This window comes from Stenotrophomonas sp. 1L-E-5-B-C3 (genome assembly GCF_057292075.1).
Map to the genome: position 1 here is coordinate 360757 of NZ_JBXAWS010000001.1, position 26578 is coordinate 387334.

Annotated in this window: 25 protein-coding genes and 1 tRNA gene; 7 read left to right on the forward strand and 19 right to left on the reverse strand. The window is 62.2% G+C overall.

What is annotated here, in order from left to right:
• Positions 1-18: 18 nt before the first annotated feature.
• From AC0Z6F_RS01665 to AC0Z6F_RS01675, 3 genes are read right to left on the reverse strand one after another with little or no spacing between them, the layout of a single operon-like run.
• Positions 19-1497 (reverse strand): DUF6538 domain-containing protein, encoded by a 1479-nt coding sequence (locus AC0Z6F_RS01665; protein ID WP_485616367.1) that lies wholly within the window; start codon positions 1495-1497, stop codon positions 19-21.
• Positions 1498-1551: 54 nt separating this feature from the next.
• Positions 1552-1833, reverse strand: coding sequence for a hypothetical protein (locus AC0Z6F_RS01670; RefSeq protein WP_485616365.1), 282 nt, complete (start codon positions 1831-1833; stop codon positions 1552-1554).
• Positions 1830-2624 carry a M15 family metallopeptidase gene (locus tag AC0Z6F_RS01675; protein ID WP_006375262.1) on the reverse strand — a complete coding sequence of 265 codons (795 nt, stop codon included), beginning with the start codon at positions 2622-2624 and terminating at the stop codon, positions 1830-1832. The genes AC0Z6F_RS01670 and AC0Z6F_RS01675 overlap by 4 nt, the downstream gene beginning before the upstream one ends.
• Before the next feature lie 256 nt (positions 2625-2880).
• Between AC0Z6F_RS01675 and AC0Z6F_RS01680 the strand changes: the two genes are divergently transcribed.
• From AC0Z6F_RS01680 to AC0Z6F_RS01690, 3 genes are all read left to right on the forward strand, one after another.
• The gene (locus AC0Z6F_RS01680; RefSeq protein WP_049398256.1) at positions 2881-4641 is read left to right on the forward strand and encodes an adhesin; all 1761 of its coding nucleotides are present in this window, start codon (positions 2881-2883) and stop codon (positions 4639-4641) included.
• 176 nt (positions 4642-4817) lie between these two features.
• Positions 4818-5273: a GIY-YIG nuclease family protein gene (locus tag AC0Z6F_RS01685; protein WP_006375340.1), complete on the forward strand. Its 456-nt coding sequence runs from the start codon at positions 4818-4820 to the stop codon at positions 5271-5273.
• A gap of 78 nt (positions 5274-5351) precedes the next feature.
• On the forward strand, positions 5352-5942 hold the full coding sequence (locus AC0Z6F_RS01690; protein WP_032971082.1) for a hypothetical protein: 591 nt from the start codon (positions 5352-5354) through the stop codon (positions 5940-5942).
• A gap of 4 nt (positions 5943-5946) precedes the next feature.
• On the opposite strand, the gene mobF is transcribed toward AC0Z6F_RS01690, so the two are convergent.
• The 11 genes from mobF to AC0Z6F_RS01745 form a co-directional block, all read right to left on the reverse strand.
• Positions 5947-8775, reverse strand: coding sequence for a MobF family relaxase (gene mobF, locus AC0Z6F_RS01695; RefSeq protein ID WP_006375342.1), 2829 nt, complete (start codon positions 8773-8775; stop codon positions 5947-5949).
• Between the two features lie 64 nt (positions 8776-8839).
• The gene (locus tag AC0Z6F_RS01700) at positions 8840-10726 is read right to left on the reverse strand and encodes a helicase HerA-like domain-containing protein (protein WP_006375344.1); all 1887 of its coding nucleotides are present in this window, start codon (positions 10724-10726) and stop codon (positions 8840-8842) included.
• Entirely contained in the window at positions 10704-11525 is an 822-nt protein-coding gene (locus tag AC0Z6F_RS01705) for an ankyrin repeat domain-containing protein (RefSeq protein WP_224481860.1), read from the reverse strand. Before AC0Z6F_RS01705 ends, AC0Z6F_RS01700 begins: the two co-directional genes overlap by 23 nt.
• Positions 11526-11575: 50 nt before the next feature.
• A tRNA-Tyr gene (locus AC0Z6F_RS01710) sits at positions 11576-11662 on the reverse strand.
• Positions 11663-11813: 151 nt separating this feature from the next.
• On the reverse strand, positions 11814-12017 hold the full coding sequence (locus tag AC0Z6F_RS01715) for a hypothetical protein (protein WP_032971083.1): 204 nt from the start codon (positions 12015-12017) through the stop codon (positions 11814-11816).
• Positions 12018-12154: 137 nt separating this feature from the next.
• Complete coding sequence (locus tag AC0Z6F_RS01720) at positions 12155-12679, reverse strand: hypothetical protein (RefSeq protein WP_006375347.1); 525 nt, start codon at positions 12677-12679, stop codon at positions 12155-12157.
• 86 nt (positions 12680-12765) lie between these two features.
• Entirely contained in the window at positions 12766-15744 is a 2979-nt protein-coding gene (locus AC0Z6F_RS01725; RefSeq protein WP_006375350.1) for a TraM recognition domain-containing protein, read from the reverse strand.
• Positions 15745-15767: 23 nt separating this feature from the next.
• A complete protein-coding gene (locus AC0Z6F_RS01730) occupies positions 15768-16100 on the reverse strand; it encodes a hypothetical protein (RefSeq protein ID WP_006375352.1) in 333 nt (110 codons plus the stop codon).
• Between the two features lie 65 nt (positions 16101-16165).
• Entirely contained in the window at positions 16166-17230 is a 1065-nt protein-coding gene (locus AC0Z6F_RS01735) for a hypothetical protein (RefSeq protein ID WP_224481862.1), read from the reverse strand.
• 59 nt (positions 17231-17289) lie between these two features.
• Positions 17290-17925: a hypothetical protein gene (locus tag AC0Z6F_RS01740; protein WP_006375355.1), complete on the reverse strand. Its 636-nt coding sequence runs from the start codon at positions 17923-17925 to the stop codon at positions 17290-17292.
• A 28-nt stretch (positions 17926-17953) separates the two neighbouring features.
• Complete coding sequence (locus AC0Z6F_RS01745; protein WP_006375357.1) at positions 17954-18355, reverse strand: hypothetical protein; 402 nt, start codon at positions 18353-18355, stop codon at positions 17954-17956.
• Between the two features lie 765 nt (positions 18356-19120).
• On the opposite strand from AC0Z6F_RS01745, the gene AC0Z6F_RS01750 reads away from it, so the two are divergent.
• The 3 genes from AC0Z6F_RS01750 (at position 19121) to AC0Z6F_RS01760 (ending at position 21379) form a co-directional block, all read left to right on the forward strand.
• Positions 19121-20212 (forward strand): HNH endonuclease family protein, encoded by a 1092-nt coding sequence (locus AC0Z6F_RS01750; protein ID WP_006375359.1) that lies wholly within the window; start codon positions 19121-19123, stop codon positions 20210-20212.
• Positions 20213-20217: 5 nt separating this feature from the next.
• The gene (locus AC0Z6F_RS01755; protein WP_032971086.1) at positions 20218-21114 is read left to right on the forward strand and encodes an HNH endonuclease; all 897 of its coding nucleotides are present in this window, start codon (positions 20218-20220) and stop codon (positions 21112-21114) included.
• Positions 21115-21232: 118 nt separating this feature from the next.
• Entirely contained in the window at positions 21233-21379 is a 147-nt protein-coding gene (locus tag AC0Z6F_RS01760) for a hypothetical protein (protein WP_154354769.1), read from the forward strand.
• A gap of 40 nt (positions 21380-21419) precedes the next feature.
• Here AC0Z6F_RS01760 and AC0Z6F_RS01765 read toward each other — a convergent pair whose 3' ends face one another.
• The 5 genes from AC0Z6F_RS01765 to AC0Z6F_RS01785 form a co-directional block, all read right to left on the reverse strand.
• Positions 21420-22526 carry a hypothetical protein gene (locus tag AC0Z6F_RS01765; RefSeq protein WP_224481863.1) on the reverse strand — a complete coding sequence of 369 codons (1107 nt, stop codon included), beginning with the start codon at positions 22524-22526 and terminating at the stop codon, positions 21420-21422.
• 2 nt (positions 22527-22528) lie between these two features.
• Positions 22529-23137 (reverse strand): hypothetical protein, encoded by a 609-nt coding sequence (locus tag AC0Z6F_RS01770; RefSeq protein ID WP_006375365.1) that lies wholly within the window; start codon positions 23135-23137, stop codon positions 22529-22531.
• On the reverse strand, positions 23134-23730 hold the full coding sequence (locus tag AC0Z6F_RS01775) for a ParA family protein (RefSeq protein WP_006375366.1): 597 nt from the start codon (positions 23728-23730) through the stop codon (positions 23134-23136). Before AC0Z6F_RS01775 ends, AC0Z6F_RS01770 begins: the two co-directional genes overlap by 4 nt.
• 114 nt (positions 23731-23844) lie before the next feature.
• Positions 23845-24309 (reverse strand): hypothetical protein, encoded by a 465-nt coding sequence (locus AC0Z6F_RS01780; protein ID WP_006375367.1) that lies wholly within the window; start codon positions 24307-24309, stop codon positions 23845-23847.
• The gene (locus AC0Z6F_RS01785; protein ID WP_006375368.1) at positions 24300-24473 is read right to left on the reverse strand and encodes a hypothetical protein; all 174 of its coding nucleotides are present in this window, start codon (positions 24471-24473) and stop codon (positions 24300-24302) included. Before AC0Z6F_RS01785 ends, AC0Z6F_RS01780 begins: the two co-directional genes overlap by 10 nt.
• Before the next feature lie 165 nt (positions 24474-24638).
• Here AC0Z6F_RS01785 and AC0Z6F_RS01790 point away from each other — a divergent pair, with 165 nt between their 5' ends.
• Positions 24639-26426: a type II secretion system protein gene (locus AC0Z6F_RS01790; RefSeq protein WP_080355149.1), complete on the forward strand. Its 1788-nt coding sequence runs from the start codon at positions 24639-24641 to the stop codon at positions 26424-26426.
• Positions 26427-26578 lie beyond the last annotated feature (152 nt).

The window sequence follows — 26578 nt, forward strand, 5'->3', positions numbered from 1 at the left end:
CTTTATTTGTCTGCTCGCTCAATATTCAGAATGACTGATAGCCACACTTAAAGCACGCAAGCCAGGCGAGTGGGACCCCAAGCCCTCAAGCTTTTCCAGTGCAGTGAAGTCCCTGCTGTAAGTAGAATGATGCTCATCATCCAACTCATGCCCGACAATCTGGGCTCTCAGTTCCGACACGACCCCAGCACCCTGAAGTTCCTGGATAAACGTCTTCCTGAGCGAGTGGAACCCCCGCTTCGCCGGCTCCCAGCCCTCGCTCACCTCGGCCAGATGCCGACTAAACGCCTTGGTGATCCAGTTGCCCTGCCCGTTCACGGCGGTCGCCTTGGCAGCCGGGAACAGCCTCGTTTCACCAGCGCTGCGCTTCCCATCGACCCACTCCAGGAAGCCCATTTCGAGCAGTTCGGGATGGAGGGGGACCGTTCGAAGGCTGACCTCGGTTTTCACTTTCTGGTGCTCGCCTTCGTCGGAGATACGGAGGCACGGAATGCCGTCCTCCTCGAACACGTCTCGGACCAGCAACTGGCCGACCTCTGACGCCCTCGCCCCCGTATAGAGCCCAAGAAGGGAGGCCCAGCGGGCCGACTCGGACAGCTTGGCAAGCGCCTCGGGCGCAAACAGGGCCTGGATCTGGACTCTGTCGTAGGCCTTAAACCCCAGCTTCTTCCGCGCCCGCTTCTCGCGCTGGGAGTAGCTGACGTGGCCGCTGGCCGGATTGTCGCCACGGGGATAGTGTCCCGAGGCCATGGCCCACTCGAAGAAGCCACCTTTGCCACCGATGTAGCTCTGCTTGTTCGTGAGCGTTGGCGTGGAAGCGCCTTTCTCACGCATGTCCTGATACCACCGCGCCAGATCGGACCTGGTGATGGCATGAACCTTTGCCTTCGGGCCCAGGAAGGCCACCAACGCTTCGATGGCCGTCTTCTTGATCGTATAGGTCTTGGGCAGAGTCGAACCCTTGAGCGTCGCCAAGAATGCATCCCGAGCCTTGCCCAGCGTCATCGTCTCAATGGCAGGCGTGGAGGCCTGACTTTTGTGGCTGCCGGCGTCTGCAGAGCCAAACAGGGACGGCACGGTTACTGCGAGGGATTGAGAGATCCCTCCCGCGGTTGCTTCAAGCTCCATCAACTGCCGATACAGCTTGAGGTCCTTGGGACTGTCGATTTGCCACCGCTCCGTCACCGTCCCATCCGGTTGACGCGTGCGGTCCAACGTCAGTTCACGGAGGTTCTCGGCGCTCGTCAGGCGAGCGATGAGCAGATCGGCTTCCTGCTTGCTGAGCTTGTCCACGCGTTGATCCTTCAACTGTGCGAAGAGCCGAGCATAGCCCGCCCCAAGCACGACTGCACGCACGTGCGCCTGGGCGAGATCGCGAGTCTTGAGGGTGCGCTTGATGAGCCGGCAATCGAGCACGGCTTGCAAATCAGTAGGGACGCGCTGTACGAACGACCAGCGGCCGGTGGATGACCGGCTCAAATGATGAGGGATGCGCATGCGAGTGTTTCCTCTGCATGCTTCCTGCTTTCCAATCCGACCGCATCGATGATTTCAATTGAAAATCAACGAGTTAGGGTCTTTTGGCGGAGAGAGTGGGACTTCCTTGAGAAGTGCCCTCACCCCTTGGACGGCTTGGGTTTCACGAATCTGGGAGGTGCCCTTGAATGTGCCCACGATGAGCATACCCCTTGCGGTGCAACGGATCCAGCCGTTTTTGCCGCCCTTGGGATCGCCAATCTCGATCTTCTCCAAACCGGCGCGATCAGGGCAGATGACCCGTTCGCCCCCACTCTCCGCCGAAAAGGGAAGCAATCCGGTGGACCGCTTCCTCATGTGTGCCTCAGGGCAATTGGGGCCATGGGACAGGACGCCTCAGCAAACGGTTCTGGACGGAGTCCTTTCAACGGCGGCCTTACGCCATAGCTCCATGGCCGGCTCACCGTCGCCCACGACACACTGCAAAGCACGGATTCGCACGCCCAGTCCGGCGCCAGCTCGGAATCGACGCTCCAGGCCCAACGGGGTGCTTTCGGTGCGTCAGACACTGACTCGGCCTTGGCAATCACTGTTTGCAGCGATCGGCGGGGGGCAGATCCGCCACGAATGGCTACCAGGCACTCGCTGCGCATCTCGACGTGGGGCATGTCCTTGAAGCTCTTCCAAGCCCCGCCCCACCTCAATCCCGCCTGCTGGGCGAGCTCACCGAAGCGTTGGTAGCCCTGCCGCACCTGCTCGTCCTTCAGGTCCCAAGAAGGGCGCCCGCGCTTGTAGATGACCATGTCCGCGGCCCAACCGTGGTTGTGGCAGCTGCTGCCTGGCCCCACCTGGGTCACGCCCTTTTGGCTGGCGAGCAGCTCGGCCTGGCGCTGTTTAGAACGGTAGCCCTCCATCAGCCGCAGGTCGTAGCCCTCGTCCTTCATCTGCAAGGCGATGCGTTCCAGCGCTGAGCGAAGCTCGGGCTGGACACCGTCCCACTGCGGGGCGTCTTTGTGGCGGTGGAACAGGCGTTTGAAAAACCCAGGCTTCTTCCCGTGGACCTCAACGGAATCGGTGGCTGGCGCGTGCGCGTGGACCAAGACGGGTGCGCTGGCCAGTGCGAGCGCGAGCAACAAGCGTTGAAACATGAGTAGGCCTCCTTACTCACATGAGCGATACACCCATGCAAGCGGAGAATCGAAAACGCGCAAGGGGGCTTGCGGAATTTTTTCCCTGTCGTAGAAGAACAGGGGTGGGGAAAAGTCGGCCCCACCGCTTCCTGGCGCACCGGCCCCTCCTGCCGTTGCGCCGGGAAGTTTCGTTGGGGGGGGGCTTGCGCATTCCAGGATCTGATCTATTCGTGAGTGCACACGCTCACTCATTTCAGACCCAGGAGGCCACCCCATGAAACGCTCCCTCATCCACTGCGCTTTGCTGGCAGGCCTTGTTGCTGGCACGGCGCAAGCCCAGGTTCAAGTGGGCAACGGTGCCGTTGCCACCAAACCCGAGACCACTGCGGTAGGCGACCGCGCCCAATCGTTGACCGTTGGGGCCACGACCATCGGGGCGGACGCCCTCGCCGACGGCGGGATAATGGTGGATGAAAATGGCGTTCCGGGTGAGTGCCTGGGGGCCACTGCGGTGGGCAATCGCGCCACCGCTCGCGGATGCCATACAACCGCTCTGGGGTTCTCGAGCGAAGCGCAGGGCTCAAATGCGCTCGCCATTGGCTCTCGCGCACAGGCATTTGCGGTTTACGCCGTCGCCGTCGGACCCCAAGCCCAAGCCACCGGCGATTCCGCGGTGGCCATTGGCGGGCACAGCCTGGCCAGCGGGATCACCGGTGTGGCCATCGGCTCTAGTGCCCGCGCGCTCGGGGATGGCGGGACCGCTGTAGGCTCAACCGCAAGAGCCGATGGAAACGGCGCGGCGGCTTTCGGGGCCGGGGCGAATGCTCAAGGCGATCGCAACCTCGCGTTGGGCGCCGCATCCCAGACCGAGGGCGAAGGTGCATCCGCCGTGGGGCCCGGTGCCAACGCAACCGCCGACTTTGCCGGCGCCTACGGTTACAGCGCTGGCGTTGCCGGCGAGGCCGGCACCGCCGTGGGTCCATGGGCACAGGCGTTTGCGCCCTACTCTGCCGCCTTCGGCGCGTCTGCCACGGCCAACGCCACAGAAAGTGTGGCATTGGGGCCCCGTGCCGTGGCCAACGCATGGGGATGCGTGGCCGTGGGCGCCAACACCACGTGCGATGAAGAAGACACTGCAGCCTTTGGCAACCGCCGCTTGACCCAAGTTGCCTTGGGCAAAGCGGACGACGACGCCGTGGCCGTCAGCCAACTGCGGACCGCCGTGGAAACCTTGGGCGCTGGCGCCTCCATGGTGAACGGCTTGATCGTGGCGCCGAACTACCAGCTGAGCAGCGGTAACAACTACACCACCGTGGCCGGTGCCATCTACGATCTCGATGGGCGCGTTCACCAGCTGGAACAAAACCCTGGCGGCGGTGGTGGCACCCCCGGTCCACAGGGCCCCACCGGTCCGCAAGGCCCAGCAGGCAAGGACGGTAAGGACGGAGGAAGCAGCACCACGGTGGCCGGGGCCAACATCGAGGTCACTGACAACGGGGACGGCACCCAAACCGTTGGCTTGAAAGACAACGTTGGACTGTCCGAAAAGGGCTCGGTCCAGGTGGCCAAGGCCATCCACAACAGCGACGGCTTCACTGTCCAGGGCGGTCCATCGGTCACCAGATCCGGGATCAACGCCGGCAACCAGCGGGTAACCGGGGTGGCAGCGGGGGCGATCGCCGCAGGGTCCACGGACGCGATCAACGGTGGCCAATTGTGGGATTACCAGCGGCAGCAAGACGACCGCTGGAACCTGACGGACCGCCGTTTCCGCCAGCTCGACAAGCGGGTGAGCGGTATCTGCGCCATGGCCCAAGCCAACGCCCAGATGGCCACCTCGACGTCGGCCATCCATGGGGAGAACCGCAACCGCTTGGCCGTAGGCGTAGGTGGCTGCAGCGGCCAAGCCGCCATTTCCATCGGCTACACCCGCGACGTGACCACCCCACGCGGATCCCCATCGGCCTTCTCGATCGGGGTTTCCCGCAGCGGGCAGGACACGGCCATGGGCGCAGCCTGGGCCATCGGCTGGTAACGAATGTCAGCAGCGAAAAGGAGGTGATCGTGTCTCGGCAAGGGCCCTTCGGGGCCCTTGTTCGTTGCCAAGTGCTTACATGAATGCCTATAGGCGTCTCGAACCCTTCGCAGCAGGCTTGCCAACTCAAGATTCTGATCTATTCGTGAGTGGGTCGTTTTACTCACGGAGAGACCATGCCCCACCGCCACAACCTCGGACGCAGCGAGAAGTATCACGCACTGCCCCGCACCCTTTACGCCCTGCTGTTCGACGACGGGGGCTGCTACATCGGCCAAAGCTCGAACCCGCAGCAGCGGGAGAAGCAGCACCGCTCCCCCAAAGGCGGCTGGCACCGTCCCTTCCGGTTCCATGCGCTGGAGGTGGTGACCGCCACCAGGGCGGAAGCCGAAGCGTATGAGCAGGCGTGGCGGGTGAAGGCCTCCCGGGAGGGGTGGCGCATCTACGCTAAGCCGCCAGGGATTGTGGTCAACCCCCACCGTCGGGCAACGCCCCACGTGCGATGGCTGGCCCATCAGCGGCGGTGGCAGCTGGGAACACCGGTGAAAGCCCCTTCCGAATGCGTGGGGTGGTGGCCGTGGGTAGTGGCGGGGACCAGTGTCTTATTGCTGGCCCGCTGCATCACTGGGTAAACGTAGACGCCATTCCCCCGTTGACAAGTTGAACGACTCTTGCCTCAGAATGGGCTTTCAAACAAAGCACCTAAAAAAATGAAGACCACCCCCAACGTTTACATCATCGAATCCCTTTATCCGAATGATGAGGGCAATGGCCGGTTTGAGGGTGTCTTCTTAGCTCAGATTCTTCGTCTCCACGGGAAGGAGACCAAGTATTCGTATGTCCGCACTCGAAAGGAGTTCAAGGCAGCAGTTCGAGATTTCAGGGCCTCAGGATACAGATACCTGCACATCTCTGCTCATGGGGACAAGAACGGCATCGACACGACCAATCAAGAAGGAGTCACCTATCAGCGACTGGCTGAACTTCTGTCTGGCATCCCAAAGAACTGCCGCCTATTCATGTCCTCATGCGAAGTAGTTCATGAAGAATCCGCTGAGGCATTGGTTACCGAGGGCAGATTCCGCTCGCTTCTTGGCCCGCGAAATCGTATCAAGTTTCACGACAGCGCAGCGACATGGGCCGCCATCTACCACCTCATCTTCAAAGCGAAATCAACATCCATGGCGGACTCAAGGATTTCTACCATCATGAAATCCATCATTGAACTCTATGCGGTCAATTTCGCTTTCTTCACAGAGACTGATGACGGGGAAATCGAAGACCGACTGGCAATGGACTAACCATTCAATGGTTGTGCACTGCGCCCCGATGCTTTTCTACCGGCACCTGGGTTTGCGATTTCAATCCTGCCAACAACTCTTCCACGTCCTGGACCAGGTTATGCACCGGGACGGCCTGCCTCTTGGACAGTCCGACGCTCAGCGCCATTTCTTTGTGCCGTTCGGTTCCCAGCCGTTCGGCCAAGCGATCCATCACGTTGTCCGTCGTATACATGCGGTAGCTGCCTTTGGTGAGGCGGGTGAACGCCACCAAGGCAGACTGCTGGTCGAGCATGCCCATGTTCGTGGCCAGGTGGTAAACCTCGGATTTCCCCTGCCCCTGCGCCTTGTGAACGGTCATGGCATACCGGTGGGCCAAGGCGTTGTGCTCGCTGGTGTTGAACTTCAGGATGCGCCCGTCCTCTTTCGGGTTCGAAGAGTCGATGCGCACCACCAGGTCGTAGCCACCGGATTTGTCCTTCCGAATGCTCTCCACCGTGCCCTCGGTGCCGTTGATGACGCCCAAGTCGTTGTTGGTCGCCGTGAACATCACACGGTCGCGGCGTGAGAGCGTCAGGTCCTCCCACTGCCCTTTCACGATCGAGCGGAAGGTGAATTCCTCCTTGTCCAGCACGCCTTGTTCCTGGAGCCCCTTTCGGATTCCTGTGGTGAGCGCCTTGACTTCAGAGCGCGTGTGGGCCAAGACCAGCTTCTCGTCCATGGGCGTCTTGTCTTTCAAGTAATCGTCCACCAACGCTTTGATGGCCTGCTTGTCCGTGCCGAAGTCGTCGATGCAGTCGCGTTGCTTGAGGTTGTTCAGGATTTCTTCGCCCATATGGAATGTGCCTTGGCGGCTGCGGTGCCCGCGTCGCATGTTCTTGACCTTTCCCTCGGCGTCCCGCTCGTAGAAGCTGTTGGCGGTGGTCAGGTCATCAGCGTTCTTCTGCCGGCGGATTTCGGTCAGTTTCTTGTCCCCCAAGGCCATCTTCGCGAGCTCAAAGCCGTTGCCCGCAGCGATGGGCTGAAGCTGGTCACTGTCTCCCTGCATGACAAGCTTGGCGCCCACCCCCTGGCAGTAGGTCATGAGTTTCAAGGTGTCATCGGTGGCCACCATGCCGGCTTCATCGAGCACCACCACGTCCTTCTTCGTCAGAGCAACCTTGCCCTGCCGGATCTGGGAAAAGAACTTTGCAACAGACATGCAGGGCATCCCGGACTCTTCTTCCAGCTTGGCCGCGGCTTTACCCGACACGGCCAAGCCCATCAACTGCTTTCCTTCGGCTTCGAAGCACTGCTTGTAGACCTCGGCCACGGTGGTCTTGCCGGTGCCGGCCAACCCCGACATGACCCCCACACCGGCCGTGCCGTAAGTGAGGTGACCGATGGCGGCTTTCTGCTCCTCTGTGAGGGTGAACCCCTTTCGCTTTTCGTAAGCGGCGATCTCCCGATCCACGGTGGAGCGGAAAAGCTTCAGGTCCGTCTCGCTCTCTCGCTCCTTCGAGCGGCGGATGATCTCGGCCTCCAATTCGACCATCCAGGTGGCGGAAAAACGGTCCTCACTGTGCCTTCGTGCCAGCCTAGCGCCACGGTCCTCTTTGTGGAGGTATTCGGGTTTCACGCGCACCAGATCGTCCTGCTCGGTGAACTCTTTCACCATTTGGAGAACCTCTTCCGAGTTCTTTTGCCCGGCGAACTCCATCCCCAACTCCCGGACCAGGTTATGCTCGCAGAACATCGCCTCGTTCTCGTGCATGCGCTTCAAAACCTCGTCAAACGTATGCGGGTCCAGGTGCTGGCCTTTCGTCTGCTTGAGCGACTGGGTGGTGGGAACCAGCTCCGGGTGCTCTTTAGCGATGTTGGACAAGGTTTGCTGCCAGTCCTTGACCACCTGCTCGAAGGGCGGTTCTTCCTTCTTCTTGCGGGTGGCCTTGCAGGCCTCGTCGTGGCTGGCGTTGGGGTGTTCTTTGACGTAGTCCAGGATTTCCTGGCGGCGGGTCTTCATCTTAAGCACCAGCTCCCGGTCGATTCCGGCAATCGTGGTGAGAATCTGGCCCGTCTCGTGCCCCATCACGTCCACCTCCCGTTCCCGCTGGATCCCATAGCCCAACGCTTTCATTGCGTTGTAGAGCTCGGCCTTGTAGAGGTGATCCGCAGCGCGGGTGTGACGATAGATCTCAATTGCGTCGTAGGTGCCCCACCGACCGTCCTCGCCCCTCGAAACCCCGAACACAAGATGATGGGTGTGCAGGTCGGATTCCACGTTCCGGTTGCTGACGTGGTCGGCGGCTGCCCAAACCAATCCCGCCGTGCCTATAACGTCTACGCCCGCTTCTCCGCGCCGGGTCTCTACCTTGCTCTCGATGTAGCGCATCGCGACGGCGCAGGCCTGGCGGTGGGCCTCCAGGATGGCCAGCTTCTCGCGATCATCCGCCAGCGCGAACGCCACGCTCACGTCCCCGGGGGCGGAAATGGTCAGATCGAACCCCACCCGATGGCCCCCCTCCCACTTCTCCATCGGCTTGCCGTCGTCGTCCAACCGCACGTTTCCCCAGCGATCCGTTTTGATAACCAATTGGGGCTCCTTGCCCGCGTTTTTGCACAACGGCCTTCCGGTGGGAGAAAAGCCCTTGCCAAGCTTTTCCATCACCTCACGGGTGACCGGCTGCCCTTCCAGGCCGAGTTCGGCGGCGAGCTTGCCGCCCCAGTTGAGCGTCTGCCGCGGATCGGGACCGCTGCCGGCGTAATAGGCCACGGCGCTGTCGATGGTCAGGCGCTCGGTGGCCAGCATGTAGTCGAACATGTTGCCACTGTGCGAGTTTTGGCCCTTGGCATTGATGGGCGTGCGATTGATCATGGGGCTCCCCTAAAGAACGTTGACTGTTCCAAGGTCCCAGAAAACGGAGAGTTGGCAAGGCCGCTCACCGCTGGAAAAGCGCGTCGATTTCCTCCGGTGTCATGGTCAATACCCGCTGCACCGCATCGATGCCTTCGGCGGTGGTTGGGAAGGCGGACGCGCCAGCGCTTGCAGGGGACGCGGCCGGTGATGGCCCTTCACCCTCGACCACCGGGCCAGCTGGCTTGGTGGTCCACGCAGCGGCCACCTGCCCCTCGCGAACCGTTGGGTGGCTCTTCCCGGGCCATGTCAGCAACAGCACGTCCCCACCCATCTGCACGATCGCCTCGATGCCCCACGTCTCGGGACCGTAGCGCTTGCCTTTTCGGAAACCCAGCCGATCGGTGAGCTCACCGCTGGAAACCAACGCGCGGCTTTCTTCGTGGACTTGGGCTTTGTCCTCGTGCCCACGCCAGGCGATTTTTCGCTTGCCGAGCTGGCTGGCCAGCTTGTCCCGGGTCGCCCCCATTTGCACTTGGCACACCACGTGGGTCCCCACCAGCGACGAGAAGGCCTGGGCGGTCTTGTCCCCATAGACCAACTCAATCTGGGAGTGATCCTGGACCGCCATGATGGCCACCACTCCTTTGCTGCGTCCCAACGCCAGCAAGGGATCGATGTTCAAGCGCCCGGCGCTGGTCAGCTCGTCGAACACGAAGTAGAGCCCACGCCCGCCCTCGTTGTCCGGCAAGCCTGGCCCAATGAGATCCGGCACGGCCACGTTGATCATGGCGGCGATGTAGGCCTTCGTCAGGGTTGGGTCCGGTCCGGATTGAACGATGACCTGCTTGCGCCCGTTGTAGTCGTCCCGTATCCACTCGGTCATCGAGAAACGGCGCTTGCCAACCTTGGGCCATGCGATGGCCAGATCGTCGATAAGGCGGGTGAAGCCCCCCAAGGAAGACAGCACGCTGGACGTGGTCTGGCTTTCCGGGTCACGCACCAGTGCGGCGCCGCGGGGGTAATGCGGGCGCATGCCTGCGGCCATCTCCGCGGCCGGACGGCGCACCACGGCCGCCAGATCGCGCCACCCCCACTGGCCAGGCCGGGTGTTTTGGAGCTCGCGCACGCACCCAATTAACAAGTCCTGGGCGGCCATGCTCCAGAACTTTGCGTTGCCGTCGCCCTCCGGGATGATCGAGGCAGCGAACGCCGCCGCTTGGGTCGGGGTCCGCACGTCGGCGGCGACGTCCCACACGTGGGAGCGCGCATCGAAGGGCGACACGATGATGGGCCTTTTGAAAATCGACGTGAAATCACCCTTGATGTCGTAAAGGAACAGCTTTGCGTCCCTCTTTCGCGTCAGTTGTTCCAGGATGTGCTTGAGGATGACGCTCTTGCCCGAACCCACCGAGCCGGTGATCAGGACGTGGCGCGCCCAATGCTTTTTAGACAGCAACAGATCGGGGTGGAGGGACAGGGCGAAGGGATCCGCCTCGGCTTCCTTGGGTGTCATCAAGCGGTGCCGGGCTTCGTCCACGGCCTCTTTTCCTTCCAGCAACCGCGGTCCGGACAGGTGCCAGGTGTTGCTCACCGGCTCGGTCGCCTTGAGGAACACCCGCAGACCGAGGCCCGCCGCCAGCAGAAGCGACACCCCGATCCGGGACCATGTCGCCACTGGGTGGTGGTAGGACACCAGTTCGATGAACTCCCGTGCCGGAGCACGTGCCGAGATGCCAGCGGTCAGGAAGTGAAAAGCGGTCACCAGACCACCTTTCAAAGCATCGGCGAAGCGGATGAGCGAGCCATCGGGATTCGGCAAGAGCCAGGCAACGCCCATGCTCCCCACGTAGGCCAAGCCAAAAACGAATGCACCGGCAAGAACGGCGCGGTGCCAGTATCGGACCGGCTGGGAAGGCGCAACGCTGCCGGGCACGTCACCCAGCGCGTCAAAGGGCTTGGGTTTGCTCATGTCGGTGCATGCGCGTTGGGGTCCGCCCTCGCCACCCTGGCTGCTCAGGATTGGCGCCGTGGGCCATCAAGTGGAGGCAGGCCCGGGCGTGCTTGTGAAGGGCGGCAAGGTGGAGCGGTGCCCACCCGTGGCCGTTGAGGGCCGCCACATCAGCGCCGGCTTGGACCAGCGGGGTGACCAGCAAGGCGCGACCAAACCGGGCCGCATGATGCAGTGGCGTGTTGCCGCTGGCATCGGGCAGCCGGGCGTCCGCGCCCATGCCGATGCAGGCCAGCAGTGCTGCTTCGTGGCCCGCCCGGGACGCCCCCACGAGCCAGCCCTGCCATGGTGCGTTCTCCCGCAACCGGTTTGCATCGGACTGCCGTGCCCGCGCTTCCTCCACCGCCATCGCCATGCCTTGGAAGAGCGAGACGTGCTCTGCCATGGACAACCCAGCCACCCTCTCTGCCAAGGTGCTGTAAACCATCGGCTCGTCACGGTCTGCCAAGCGCCTCTCGTAAGCACGCACCAGGTTCTGGGTGGACGCCCGCGTGGGCGCGTCGAACCCAAGCCTATGCAAGCCCCAGCGCAGGTCCACTTGGGGCACATCATCGTGCTTCCGCTGGCGGACCTGCCAGACCAGATCGCCCAACCGACCCTCGACAGGGGCAACGCTCAGGGCGTGGGCACGCGCCAACACTTGCGAATCGTGAAGGCCTTTGGACGCATCGGCTTCGCGCGCGAGCGCGCCCGTCAAGGCCTCCGCTCGCTGGAGGCCCAGGGGACGCAAGAGGCGCAACAGGGATTCTTGGGTGTCCATCCCCATGGTTGTAGCGTTGAATCGCTGGCCGTCAAGCCAACACGCAGAAATGGTGGGTCAGGCAGGACTTGAACCTGCAGGGGAGTGAACCAGCAGTTTTACAGACTGCCCCGGCTTCGTTACCGGACTACTGACCCGAACGCTAAACGCTGTCGGGTGGGCCAAAGACGATCCAACCCAACATGTAGAAAATCAGCGCGGGGTAGAACCAGAAATCAAACCCATCCCAGTCAAACCGGCGCCAACGCTTCCTGCACCTTGCACGCAGCTTGAGCCAGCGCCGGCTGCTCACCGGAAGGAAGTCTGGACCACTACCCCGATGGTCACAAAGCCCGCCACCGCCATGGCCACCACTTTGAGCAGAACCGGAACGGCCGGGGGGTAGACGAGAACAGCCGCTGCGAAGGCCGCGGTCAGCAGGAACAAGCTGGTCAGCAGTGGAACCGCGTTTTCGAAAGCGAAGTCTTTGAGGGCATTGAACAACGTGGACATGGTGGCTCTCCTTTTGGCTTTATGAGTAGGTCTACCTACTCTTTACAAAACCAGTAAAGCACCATCAAACTGGACGTCAAGACGCAAAAATGCCCGATTCTGCGCAGAACCGGGCAGATTTGAACATCGATGAAAAATTACTGTCGGAAGACGTTCGGTTGGGCCTGCTTCTGGTGCTTCTCCCAATCGTAATTGGCAGCGTAGTCCTTCATGAAAGCCGCCTCCTTCAACGAACTGCGGGCGTAATCGGCGTATCCCAGGCGCCCAGGTCCGTTCTCCATCCGCTGCTCACGGGTCAACATGGGAGGGGTCTCCTCCCGCTGGGCCCCGCGTTGCTGCCGCCACTGCGCAACGGTCGCATGAACCACCTGCTCGTGCTTGTCGTCCGGCTTTGCATCACGAACGGCTTTGTCGGCCTCCTGGATCTTTGCCTGGAGCGCGGCGATCTGATCGGGCGAGGCCTTCTCTGCCCAATCCAGAACGCGCTGTCGGCGTTGCTCGATGGCGTCTTGGTCTTGGGCCACGTTCTGCTCGAAGTCGGCCCGGGCCGCGCTGTCCTTCTGGGGCGGTGGGCGATCGACCAGAAGCCGCTCGTTGCGCTGCGCCTGGAGTGCTCGCAGCTCGGTCATTTCTTCGATGGGTTGGGAGAGGGTGTTGCTCATGTTTGTTTCCTCCGCTGGGGTGAATAGGCTCATCGTTGATCAATCCGCAGGTTTGGCAAGGGGGCAAACCCCCTCGCCTATCCGCATCAATCCGCGTCGGGCAGCAGCTCCGCCAGGTCGAAGCGCTTGATGCCGGCACGGCTCAGCGCCACGATGGCGTGACCGCGGGGCTCAAGAAGAGCGGAGTATTCTTCCTGCAGGAAGAGCGGCTGCACCTCGCGCTTGCCCCCGGTGGGCATGTCGATGTCGCGCGCGATCTCGTCTTGGCCCAGCGTGTCCTCCGATCCAATCCGCCAGCGGCGACCCGTCACGGCGTCGATGCGCGAAGCCGTCAACCGCCCGGCCCCTTCCATTCGCATCTTGTCGTAGGCGGACGCGTAGGCATGATCCGGGTCGTTGAGCACGGAGTGGCGCCAATTGTTCATGCCGCCTTGGTAGTCGATGCCCCGGGTGCGCTGTTTGAACGTGGTCAACGTTGCCTGTCCGAACCGCTTTTCCAGGTATTCGTGGGTGTTGTGCGAGCACTTCAGCGCGATCACCGATTGCATCGTGTTGGCCATCAGCTCCGCCTCGTTGACTGATCCAAAGGCGTTGACCAAGCTTTCAAACCCTTGCGTTGCAAGCACGGGCATCAACCCCAGCGAGCGCGAAACGGAGAACAGGTTGATGTCATCGGCCGTCAACAACAGGTGGGCCTCGTCCATCATCAACATCACCTCGGTTTGCCCAGGCAACGCTTCGCGCCACTTGTCGCCGAATGCACCACGCGCCTTGATTCCGTTCATGACCCGCTGTTTGAGCAGGCGCATCATCATTTCACCCGCTTCACCGAATTGGGTGGGGGGCAAGAAGAGGCCTACCATGGCTCCATAGAGTGCGTCGGACACGTCCACCTCGCCCGTCTCAATCGAATGCCAAGGCATGTCCGTCTTGCTGTCCCGCAGCTTTTCGCCCCGCAAGAGCTTCTCCAGCAGCCCTCGTGAGTTGAGCGTGAACGATTGTCTCTGTTCCGGATGCATCGCGGGAATCTCCTGGAACGCCCATTCCAGCGAGCTCTGCAGCTGAGACATGGGACGGAAGAGGTCTGGATGGATGGTTTCGGGAGCGTTGTCCTGACGAAGGCGGTGCTGCTGCAGGTAAGCCGCATAGGCCAGCCGCCCCTCTTCTTCATGGCTCGTGTCCGCCTCTTCCAGGCCCAAGTATTTCACCACCTCCATCAGCTTTGCATTGGCACGAGGCGCGGGGCTGGCGGGAATCACGCGTTCCACAATGGACAACAACTTGATGTGGTGGAATGGCGTGTAATGCCATTGCCTGTCGTCGCTCACCGGGATTCGATGGATGGCGATCTGCTCGGCGATCCGCTCGATCAACGCCTCAGTCTCGGCCACGTCCTCGCCCAGCTTTCGCTGTTTGACCAGCTCAAGCTCCGCGTTCATCTGTGCACGCTCCAACCCTTCCAGCTTGGCCGAGCACCAGGACCTGTAAGCCATCTCGTGATCCACGAGCGCACGAAGGATGATGCCCGTGTGGTAGAGAAACGCATCGCCACCATCCGTCCAAAGCTTGGATTTCTCGTCCACGCGCCCACCGGATGCGCCGCGCAATGCCCGCACGATCTGATCCGGCGCCAACCCTTCATAGGGCCCCACGCGCATTCCTGGCTTGACGACGATGTCGAACAATCCTTCCAGATCCGCGATGATTGCTCCGTCTTTACCGTCGGCAATGAGAGCACCGCCGGCCAGCTTCTGCCGCGTCAAACGCTCCCTTACATCGCCTTGTTCCGACGCCACACACGCCATTGCCAAGGCGGCTTTACGGAACCGACGAGCGATGGGTCGCAACGCGGCATAGGATTTGCCCGAACCGATGGCCCCGAACACGAGCAGGCCCTGCTGGCAATCGCGCCATGAGAACATCATCACGGTGCCCAAGTCGGGCGAGTAGCCATAACCTTTGTCGGACAGATGCCCCGTGGCGCGCCCGATGGTGATCAGCGGGGTCTTGTCCCGCAGGGCCGCCTCGGCTTGCTGTTCACGTGCCTTGACGTGTGAGTTGATCAACGCCCCTTGGGTGGCCAGGTTGTTGTCGTTGTTCTGCAGGTAGAGCCGGGCGGCGTTTTGGACAAAGTTGCCTTCGGCGTATTGCATCGCATACATGCAGGCCAACACGTAAGGTGCCGCCTCGCCCAAGCCAAACGGCAGGACCTTGGCGACAACCAAGGCGGCAAAGATGAGGCCCACCCACTGCATCGCTTGAATGAAGCGCGCGGCTGTCCCGCCAATGACGCCCCGGTGCGGGTGCGAGGCCGCCGCCACAAAGCAAACCACAAACAGGACGCCGACCAAGCCAAAGGCCCACCACAGGTAGGTCTTGGCCATCTGGGCATACACAGCCATGCCGCCGGCTTGCATTGCCACCTCGGTGCCGCCCTTGCTGTCGCCGACCATGAACTGAAGCGCCATCGGAACCCATTGCAGCAGCACCAGGGCTTTCAGGGCCTCCTTCATGCCCTCGCCTTGCTTGAGGGCGATGAAGTATGGAATGGTCAGCAGCAGAGCGGCCCAGCCGGCCCAACCGATGAGGCTCACCAGGAAGGTTGCCAGAACGCCGATCACGGGGAAGGCCAGATACATCAAGGGAGTGGCCAGGCTGTCGCCGCCCTGCCCCATGTCGTTGCCCTGCAAGAAGCCCTCGGCACGCCGCCCACGCTTCGTCGTGATGATCCGCGATTGGGTGTCACGCAAATCCTCCGGAACCTTCGGCCACCACTCCTGGAACTCGTCCTCGCTGCGTCCTTCGGGCACCTTGAACACCTGGGCGTTCTCGTCCCAGACCGCGCCGCATTCCTTCGCGAAATCCCGATCAGCCTCCGGCACATCGAGCTCTCGGCTGCGAACGCGATCGGTCACGTCAAAGCGACCCACGAGGTTTTCATACTCCTCGTGGGACTGGACGATGATTTCTTCTTTCACGCCCGAAGGCTCGCCGCTCTTCCGTCGGAACTTGCGGCCCAAGCCACTCGTCCAGTCAAGCACGTTGAACAAACTGATTGCTTCCATCTCTGTTTCCCTCCCCTGTCAAATCAACGAAGCCAATGCGCCAAGACGGCAAGCACCAAGCAAAGCGGCGCGCACGCCAGGAAGCCCGCCTTGGCCACCCAGCGCTCTGCGACCTGCTCAACCTTGCTCGCGTAGAGCCGATCCTTGGTCCACGCCTCATACGCGGCGTCGTCTCTGACCGGAGGCCTGCGATCGGCGCGCAAGTAGTAGAAAGTGCGGCGGACGCCTTCGCTCAGGTGGCCCATGCCAAACGATTCAGGGCTGCCGAGGAACAAGCGCCCGTGCAGGTTCAGCCACTTTGAGCCGAAGTGAAGTTTTCCGGGTTCCCGGTATTGCGTGAACAGCCACTTGAACATGTCGCCCCCTTATTCGTGAGTAGGTCACTTCTTTCTAGATCGAATCCGCGGATGCGCAAGGGGGATCAGTCGATCCCCGACTTCTTCGCCCAAGCGTCCAGGTCTGCGTTGGCTTTTTGCTGCCAGTCATTCCTTGGCTCGGCGGCGGGTGCGGGGGCCGTCCTCGGCAATGGGGCGGTCGCACGTTTCGGCGAAGGCTTGGGCTGGGACGCAATCAGCGCTGTCGTCGTTACCGGGGGAGCGTCGACCGGCTCTGGCTTCTCGATCGCAGGTTCTGGCTCGGCCTGCTCTGGAAGCACTGCTGGAACGGGCGGGACCACGGGGTCCTCCACCACCTTGGGCAGCTGCTCGGGAACGGCTGGAGTGGCAACCGGCATCAAGGGAGGCGGTGTGCTCGGAGGCACCTGGTTGTTCTTCCCAAGCAAGAAGTAGATCGCCCCCGCGGCCAATACCACCGCCACCACACCGGCCAAGACCCAAGGCAAACGAGAGCGGGGGCTGGGTTGGATTGGAGTTACTGGCTGCTCTGGTGACGCGGCCTCCGGGGGCCGGTTGGACCCTTCAAGCACCGCGGGAACGGACAGGACTTCCACTGCGTCCTGCTGAGACAGATTGACCAAGGCTGCCGTATCTTCATTGCTCAACGCCTTGGCGTCCACCGATGGGCCACCCAATCCATCTGCAACCTGTGCGCCAGGCTCTCCAAATTCATCAACCAGTTCCCAAACGGTGCACATTCCCTTATCACCCGCTCCTACGAGAACCGGTGCAGCTGCATCGGACGTCAGTTGCCTGACCAACATTTCCTGCTCCACGGTGAGCGGAGCGTCTTGAGGCTTCTCTTCGACACCACGATGTTCCTGGGCTTCTCGGGTGCGCTTTGCGTCCAGTTGCGCCTTGGCTTGCTTCGCCTTCTCTGCAGCGGCAACAAAGCCCTTCTGGGTCAACTCGGCAGTGCGCTTGCTGATCACCCCGGCCCAGTGACCGGCAGCTTTCAGGTTTTCTTTCACGCCATCGGAAACCAGCCGCTCTTCCTGCGTGGGCGAAGCGGTTGGGGTTGCCTTGGCACGCTCAAGCAGTTCCTTGCGCTTGCGCTGAAGGATTCTTTGGTTCTTTTCTTCTGGGGTCATGTGGGCTCCTCGGAAGGGGGAAGGAAGCCCGAGCATCGATCGACACCCGGGCACTGAGATCACCGGACGTCAGGCACCGGGGTAACGACGATCACGGGCTCACCGCTGCCGCAGCGGTCGTCCACCGTGACCTTGGACAGCGCGCCACGCTTGGCCAGCTCAACGATGGGCACCTGGCAGGCGGCCTTGTCGGCGCCTTTGAACACCACCGTCAACCCGTTGCTGGACTTGTTCAACAGACCCGCGAACTTGTCGAGGAAGGCCCGAGTTTCGCTGTCCAACCGCTTCATGTCGGTGGGGTTGTAGTTCAAGCGCAACGAATCCAGGACGGCTTCCTGCTTGCCATCCACGGTTTCGGTCTTGGTGACCACTTCGGCCTTCATGCCAGCCGCACGGGCGGCGTCGGCGGCCTGCTCGGCGTGCTCCCGCTGCTGCTTCACGTAGGACGCCGAAGCCCCCACTGCAGCACCGGCGGCGCAAGCGCCCAGGGCCTTGTCTTTCTTGCCCGTGAGCAAGGCGATGGCTCCGCCGGCCACGCAGCCGATGCCACCGGCTTTGAACAGACGCTTCTTGTCGGCATTGGGCTTGCCATCGTCCTCCGCGGCATGGACCGCATCAGGGGCGGCTTGGGCGGAAACCTGAAGCGGCAAGAACGCCGCCAGGCAGAGAGTGAGAGGAACGGAAAAACGTTTCATGGGATGGATCTCCTGCTGTGGGGGAAAATTAGGTGCGTGGAGCAGTCATGGGTCCGGTTGCGGGCACCTTGGCCGCACCAGAACCTTTTGGAGAGGGTTGCGAGAGGGCCGCCGTCACGACCTTGCGAAGCGCTTTTTCGTAGCGCTGAATGGCGCTGTCCTGCTCCGCCTTCGTTTCGTCTCGCAACCGCCGCAGGTCTTCTTGGAGCGCACTCCGGAACAGCGCGTTCTCTTCCCGCAGATCGTCAATGAGGCGCTCCAGCTGAGCGTTGGCGTTCTCCAGCACGCTCACCACGGACGTGGCGGTGTTGTGTCGCTCCAGCGCCTCTCGCACGTAAGCGCTGAACCCACTGCCCGATTCACGGGCAAGCCGCTGAGCAAGTTTCAGCTGCCCACGGTCGAGGTTTACGTTTTGACGAACGAACGCCATTGGTCGAGTAACTCCGTTTCGGGATTACTCCACCGATACCGCGAATCTCGGAGTTGGCAAGGCCCCACGTCAGGAGCCTGAAAAACATGGGCCAAACGAGCTAACAAGCACTGACACTGTCTCCATTCGGTGGTGACATGGCCAGGCCTTGATTGCATTGAGGTTTCGGCAGGCGTTACAGCGATTCTTGGGCGAAAAACGCACTCCCACTTCAGTGCGTCATGTGTATGACGACTCTGGGGAACCGTCCGGGCTCCTGCTTCTCTGCCACTGCCGACATTGCTTCCACACACGTTGGGCTCTTGCAGTTGCTTTTCGGCGGCCCCTTGCGTGTTGCCCCAGGTGCGCTATTGGTGGTCTACGCCCCTCGCCCCACAGGACCATCGCCCACACCATGCCCACGCAACGCTCCCGCTCTTCCACCCCTCACGCCCACCGATGCCCCACCCCGGGAATCCGTGCGGAGTTTCTCAGCCCACTATTTCGCATTGCCTCGAATCCCCAGGACAGGTTGCCCTCGCCCACCCGCCGCACCACCCCACGACACCCAAGCCACGTTGGTTTTAGTCAAACGTGTGCAATGCCCTTGGATACACCGACACCGTGTTTTCCGAATCGCAAGTGGGCAGCCAAAGAACCCCTGGAAGGAAAGCGCGGAGCCCTCGCCCCATTTCGTTTTAGTCAAACAAGGGTGCGCGCCATGGCCTTCATTCACCGCCATTGGCCCATCAATGATCCACCTGCTTTCGTTTCAGGAGTGCTCCCATGACCACCGCTGACCTGGACGCGTTTGCCCGTCGCGTGCTGGCCTTCCATGCCGTCCGTGCGCCTGCCACTCCCCGTTGGGCGCTGGACGTGGCCCGCCGTTCCGAACGCCCTGTGTGCGCTTTCTGCACCGCCCCCCTGGACTTGGATCGTCGCCACGCCTGGGGGCTTTCACCGCTCGTTCCGTTGAGCCAGGGCGGCCCAACGGACACCGAGAACCTGCGCATGGCTTGCAAGCGCTGCATCACCGAGCGGGGCAGCCGTGACCTGTTGGCCTGGCCCGAGTTGAGCCAGCGGCTGCCACCAGACACCTTGGACGCCTTGCTGGCCGACCGGCTGTTTGTCCTGCAGCGCTCCAACAACCACCTGGTCGAGGTGGGGCGCTTTGCCAAGCCAGCCACCGTCCTTGCCCAGCTCCAAGAGCGCTGGATGCACCCCCGGTTCCTCGTCCACGTGGAGCGGCATTCGGACAGCTGGATGTTGGGGTGGCCACTGGCCCAGCGTGCCCATCTGACGCGAAACGACTTGGCCGCGCTCTTGCGCAACGTGCACCAGGGCGAATGGCTGGAACACCCCGAGGTGGTGGCCTTCCGGTTGACCGCGGATGTTTTTCAATTGGCGGTGTGGCAACTGATTGCCCTCCACGCGTTGGTCATTCCCCTGCCTTTGGGGACTGCTCCCCCTCCCGACCGCACCTTTGAGAACCGGTGGATGGCCCGGTATCCAAGCCTGCGCCAGATCCGCCTGCGGCGACAGGGCGCGCACGAAACACTGTGGCCCAGCATGGGCAAAGACCACGTCCCGGCTTACAGCGACAAGCCCAATGCGGTTCGCATGCGGACCCAGCGTCAAGCCACACGTGAGGGGGAAACGAAAGCCCAGTGGTTGGAAGCAAGGCGGCGTTTGGCGAAGCGAGACGCGGGCGTGGCCAAAGGGACGTTGAGGGCATGGCTGCCTGGAGAGCGGGCCGCGCTGCAGGCAGACGTGGACGATCTGGCGGCGGCGTGGTTGAAAGCCCGCAAGCGCCAGTCGAAAGGGCGCCCGGACACCAGGGATCCCTTACCATTGAGGCAAGCTCAGACAATCAATTGACCGACATGGATGAAAAGGATCAGGACAAGGGAAGCGACAGTAAGGCTAACCGGACCCCGTCGAAGCCTCAGCGGCGAAAGAAGAAGTGGAAGGAGCAATTCAACAAGCCCTTCAGCAGCCTGTTCACCATCCGCGCTGACGAAGATGGAAACCCGCCGGAGCTGGAGGAATACCTGGTTCGTCAACACCTGCAAAAGGGGCTGAGCCACCTTCGGATGAGCAGCCGGGATATTAGGTCCGCGCTGAAGGTATACAGCCTTACCGAGCTGAACCAACTCTGGAACATGCGCGAAAAGAAGCTCAAGTATGTGGAGGACGCCGCACTTCTGTTGGCGCACATCCGGCACCGGTCCGGGATTGACCTTCAGCTGCGCCCGGCATCCGAGCTTTTCAGTCACGACGTGATCCAAGCCCTCCAAGGCGTGCTTGAGGAAAGCGGGCGATTAAGGGTGGAAAAGCCATTGCCCCCCGCTCCTGACGCTGTCGCAGCAGAGGGAAAGCGAATGGAGCAGGTCCTCCGTGTGATCCGAGAGGGCCAAGCCGAGTTTCGCAAACGCCTGGTCGATCACTACGGAGCGGTGTGCATGGTCACCGGCACCGCCCTGGCAAGCGTCATCGACGCGGCCCACATCGTCCCCTACAACGGGGCATCTACCAACGCCTTGAGCAACGGGCTACTGCTACGGAAGGACATCCACGCGTTGTTCGATGCGGGCCTGTTGACCATCGGGCCGGACCTGGTCGTTTACGTCACTGCTGGGGTGGATGATCCCTACTACCGTTCGTTGGACGGGAAGGATCTTACGTTAACCGCCCCACCGAAGATGTCCAAGGAAGCTTTAAGAAAGAGGCTGGTGGGGCACGGGTCGTCCGAGTTAAACAGCACCGCCCTACCGGGATAGCCGGTGCTTGGCCCCCGTATTCCCCACGGATTCGTCAAACTTCCAAGATTCCTAACCCACTCCCCCCGCTCTCCCTCCTACGCTGACCGCTCACCCAACCTCCTGAAAGGAGAACACAATGAGCAACAGCAAGAAGAAGCCAATGACGCAGACGGCCCAGCGACGCATCCAAAGCGCGGTGGATCGGCAACCCAGCCCCTCTCCTCAGCAACGGGCGTTCAAGGCCAAAGCAGCCTCAGTGGTTGCGAAGCGGAACGGCAAGTGAGCCATGGCGGCTTCGCCTCGAAGTGAGGGGAGCCGCTTCATCATTTGCTCTGCGAGAACTGGGACCAGTAGGGTTGGACCCATGGGGTTTTGACCCGCCCCTGGTTGCACAGAGCATTCCACCATTGGTTGTAGCGCTCACCGGCCAGCATTACCGCCTCCACACCCTGCTCTTCCACCCTCCCCCACGCTTGGGCTGCAGCATAGAGACGGCGCATCGTCCATGACACGTCTTTCCCCGAAACGTGTCCGACGTGCGCGATCACCGATAGCACATCCTCTTCTCGAAGCGCTTTGGTTCCATTGCGCCAACGCACCACCCAGGACTGGCCTCCGGATTCAGGCGGGCCGCCCATGAGCGCGTCCTCGATCTCCCTGACCTTCGGCAAACTCTCTGGCAGGTCACGCCCGCGTGCGGCAAGCGCCAAGGCGAAGTAGATGTCCAAAAGTCGGTGCTGAACCCGCTTCCTCGCCCCACTTCCGGGCGAATCAATCAAAAGTGCCACCAAGCTGTTGATCTCACCCGCGTTAGCCATCAGGGGAGTGGTGAGGTCGTGATCCATCTGAGCCAATAGCAGGAGCAACCCGTCCAAGCCTGGATCGAGCCGGCTGTCCGGCTGCATAGCTCCCGCGGGTAGCCCAATTACCTCTGCTGCCGCTTTGACCACCGCCACGGAAAGGCCATCCCTGGATAGCCGCCCGTGCACAACATCTGCGGAAACCTCATCTAAGGCAACTGCTAGTGCTTCCAAGCGGTCTCCACCCGCGATGCCAACTGTCTGGTGGAAAAAACTGCATGGAGGAAGCGTTGGATATTCGGCCAGCGCGCGTGCGGCTCGCTCCATTGCACGGGCTTGGCGCTCCGCACACTCCGGCATCAGTTCAGTGTGGCTTTGCTGGACGTAAGCAACCAGACCATCGCAGACCTGCTGCCGCTTCTTAGGCCTGCGTGGAATCCCGATCTCCCACGTCTTGGCGGAGACCTTAAAAATCTTGAGCACCCGATCAGAAAGCGTGCGCTTGTCTGCCCAGATTCCCATCGAGTGAAGCAGCCAACCCGTCAGCGGCTGTGCCGTCATGCCTGGGATACGCCAGGTTTTGGCCCAGATCGCGTCCTCTTGATCAGCATTCAGAGGGGCAAGTGCCACGCTCAGTAGATCTTACCGTTCTTGCTCATCCCCAGATTCCGCACCGCCACCCTGGCGGCCTTGCGGACCTCCGCGTGCTCGTCCACCGGCGAGCTCACGATTAGCAGCGTGTTGTCCTGGATGAGCGACGCGGCCGCGTAGTCTGCCAGCGCCACCATGGCGGTGGTCAACGCGACTTCACTACCGGCGTCCTCCGAATCGTCAAAGCCGAACAGCTTGGCGATGTTCTCGCGGAGCTTTGGCGGGATAGTCACCATGGCCCGGTGGTGGCGCAGCCCATCCTCCCGACGGCGGTAGTCGTGCAGCGTGACCGATCGGGGCATGACCATGTGAACCCGCTTGCCTCCCACGCTTCCTGCCTTCTGGCTGTCGTCGTAGTCAAAGTAGGACTTGCGCTGCGGGTAGTCGCCCGGCCCCAGCAACAGGTGCTCCGGGATGCGGGCGACAGTCGAAGTGTCCGCTTTGCTGGCCCGGCGGGGTTTGGCATGGGTCACGTCCTTGACGTCATCCAAGGTGCGCTTGACGGCCTTCTTCGTGGCAGCCTTCTTGGCAGGAGCTTTGCGAGTGGCCATGGGTAGGTCTGGGAGGGAAACCAAGGGAAGCTCCATCATGCCGCAGCCCTCCGGCCTGCACCAGCGACAAGGATGTCGTGCACCCGGACAGCCAGGGCGTGGATCTCCTCCTGGGCCACCCGGGCCCAGCGACCGTTGGCGTCGAACACGGTCTTTCCCTCCTCGTAGCAGTCCGCAAACAACGCTCGATCGCGCACCAGGATCGCTCCCGACATCTTGGGGTGCTCCAGGCGGCGGCGATGGGCTGCCCGCTTCTCGTTGGCCCTATTGGCGATCGGCAGATAACGCTTCCCCTTTTTCTCCAGCACATCCACGGTTCGCAGGAAAATGACAAAACTCGCCACATCGAGCAACGTGGGCACCAGGTAAAGATCGGCATCCGGGAGTGCTTCGTTATCAGGCATGTCGTTACGCATGTCCATGATCTCGATATCGAAGCCGGGGGAGCGTGAGCGGGATACGGTAAAAGGTGTTTCGTCCGACAGCCCGGAGAATGCCAGGCATGAACTCTGCCTGTCCCGGTCGTTGACCAACACACGCAGGTTGGGGTCACGGGCATAGCACCCGGCAAGATTCAGGGCCAGCGTCGTGCGGCCGACGCCACCCTTGAGTGAGAAGTTGCACAGGCGCATACGGCATCCTTTCGTGAGTAGATAGGGGTTCCTACCGAATCTACCCCGACGCCACCGTTGCGCAAGTGCATGTTTTTGCAACCCTTTCGGGCCGTTCAGGCCTTGGATTCTTTTCTATTCTTCCCGCGAGGCGACTGGACGACGGCAGTCCCACCGCAGCGTGTGGGCGACGCTTGAAGGCGAGCAATGCAAATCGAACGGCTGGGAGGCCATCCATGCTTTGACAGACGGTGGTGCTGCGCCATGCAGTGCTTCAATGATCGTCCAGCGTTGCTTTGCCGGACCAAACTCCGCGAACACGTCCGCCCCGGCTTCGGCCAGGATTCCGGCCATCTTGTCGTAGCACTGCCGTTTGTGTGGGTGGTCCTGGTTTACGTGCCACGCCATGCAAGCGACGTGGAAAGCGGTTATTCCGTTGGGCCCCACCGGGTGGTCCAAGGACGGGAAAGCCGTTAGGCCCCTCCAAGCCTCCAGGCGCGCCTCGCGGACAGCAGCGATGGCTTCTCTCAGCGCCCAAGGGTTGCAGTGCTCAATGGCCTGTAACAGTCGTTCTGCAAGCCGGTGGACGGTCATTTCCATTTCAGCTCCTTCCGCAGTTGGCGCTCGAAGTGGCGTTGTTGGCGGGCCAGCCGGGCTTGCCGGCGAAGCTTGCCTTCGGGCAGGAACGCGGGAGCCGTGGGTGGGATGTGCGCGAAGGGAAGGCCAGCAATGGGGCGGGCCGAGCGGGTGGGGCTTTCAATCATGGCGGCGGTCTCTTGGGTTATTTAAATCGGTCTTCGTGAGTAGGTCGCCCCACTCCCCTAACTCCATGCAACCAGACCACCGAGCAATGTCAAGATGGAAAATCCAACTTTTTTTGACTAGAAACAGGGGCTTGCGGAATCCAAGGTGCATCGCATGCTGAATGCATGACGCACACGATCCGCCCCCGCTGTTCGCCCACCCTCACCCGCCTTTCCAAGGGCGTGCGCAGCGCGCTGGGCTTCACCCTCACCGAGACCTTGCTGGCGCTGGGCGTTGTGACCGCCGCCACAGGCGCGATGTTCCTGTTCTTCGGGCAGGTCGATGCAAAGGCCAAGCTGGCCAGCGAAACGCGCAACCTGCGCGAGCTGTCCCGACGCATCGAGAGCAGTTTTGGGATGGTGGGGACGTTTCGCGGGGTGAGCACCACGGCCGTGGTGGTCGATGGCTTGGCCCCTGAATCCCAACTCGGCGCCGGGGAAAGCGTCTTGACCAACGCGTGGGGCGGCGCGGTGAACGTCCAGCCCTACACCGTCGAACGCTTCGGGGATTCGTTCTCCGTCAGCTACGCCGGCCTTGATCGTCAAGCGTGCGTGGCCCTGGTCGCGGCCAACGCGGGCGGGGTGTGGGACGCGCAGGTGTCGGACGTGTCGGTGATTCGAAACACCGGCGGCCAGCTCGACGTCGGATTGCTGAGCCGCACGTGTGCGGACAAATCGCGCGTGGTCTTCGTCTACCACAGCGGGTTGTTGGGGGGCGAATGGACCGGATCACCGCTGGTGTTGCCAGCTGCAACGCCCCCGGTCACCCCACCCGCTTCTCCGCCCGTGGGATCCCCGGTGGGGCCCGTAGGTCCGGTGCCACCTTCCACGGGGGTGTCGCCCCCAACCGCCCCGCCACCAAGCGTTCCTCCCACGACACCCCCACCGGTCACGCCGCCCGCCCCCCCGGTGAGCGTGACGCCTCCGGCCCCACCGAGTTCACCCCCGGCCACACCGCCACCGACAAGCACGGTGCCGTCTTGCCAGGAGTGGAGCGAGAACCGAACGATCAATTGCCCATCGGGCCAGGTCGGCCAGGTGTTCCAGAACCGCCGTCACCACTGCGGACCCGACCCGAGCGTTTACGAGGCGTGGGCTGGGTCCACGACGGCCGGCAGTTGGACCACGACCAGCAGCGCCTGCGCGCCGTGCCCTGCTCCCGAGACGCGCAACGTGGGATGCCCTGCAGGTCAGTTTGGCGCGATTGGGCAGCAGCGGACCTTCGCGTGCACGGGCACCGGTTCGTGGAACGCGTGGACCCAGACCAACACCACCTGCGCGGCTTGCCCAGCGCCTTTCCCACAAGCCGAAACCCAGTGGGTCGCCGCGAGTGCCGCTTGCCCGGCAGGCCAGAGTGGATCGCACACGTGGCAGGCCGAGCAGCGGCGGACGAGGACCGGGTCATACAACTGCCCAGCCACCACGTGGTCGCTGCCCAGCCCGACGTTCACCACTTGGACAAATTGGGCGGAGACTGGGTTTCGTCGCAACGAGGCCAATACATGCACCCCCAACGCACCACCTCCGACGTTTCCCGAATACACCGGGCGATCTTGGCATTCGTGGGGAGACGGAGGGCACTACGGCTGGGCGATCTTCTGCAACGCTCCCCGGACCCTGGCCGAGCTTCAAGCCACCTCGTTGGCATGCACTTGGCAATACGAAACGAACGACACCCCCACGTTTACGCCAGAGCCACCTGGCGTGACCCGCCCAACACCGGCTTTGGAAGCCTGTGTCTACGCGCTGCGCGCCAACTTGACTCCGATGCCAGGTTACGGCTTCGTCAACCACCCAGGCACCGCGGTTTGGCCGGCGGCTTGCTCGTGCAGCGTCGTGGGTCCAGGCGCGCGGTTCTACTGGCAAGACCTGGGAGCGAGCGACTGGGTGGGCTTTGAATTCAAGTGCCCTTGACGGCAAAGAAGGCGGGGGCATCCCTCACGTTGGAAGTGGCAAAGCTTCGGATTTCCAAAACCGACCGGAGGCGATGCCCTCGCACCAAGCGTGCTTTCCAGAAGGCAGGTGGCTTGGCCACCTGCGGCGGCTTCTGGGCTCTTCGCTGTTGT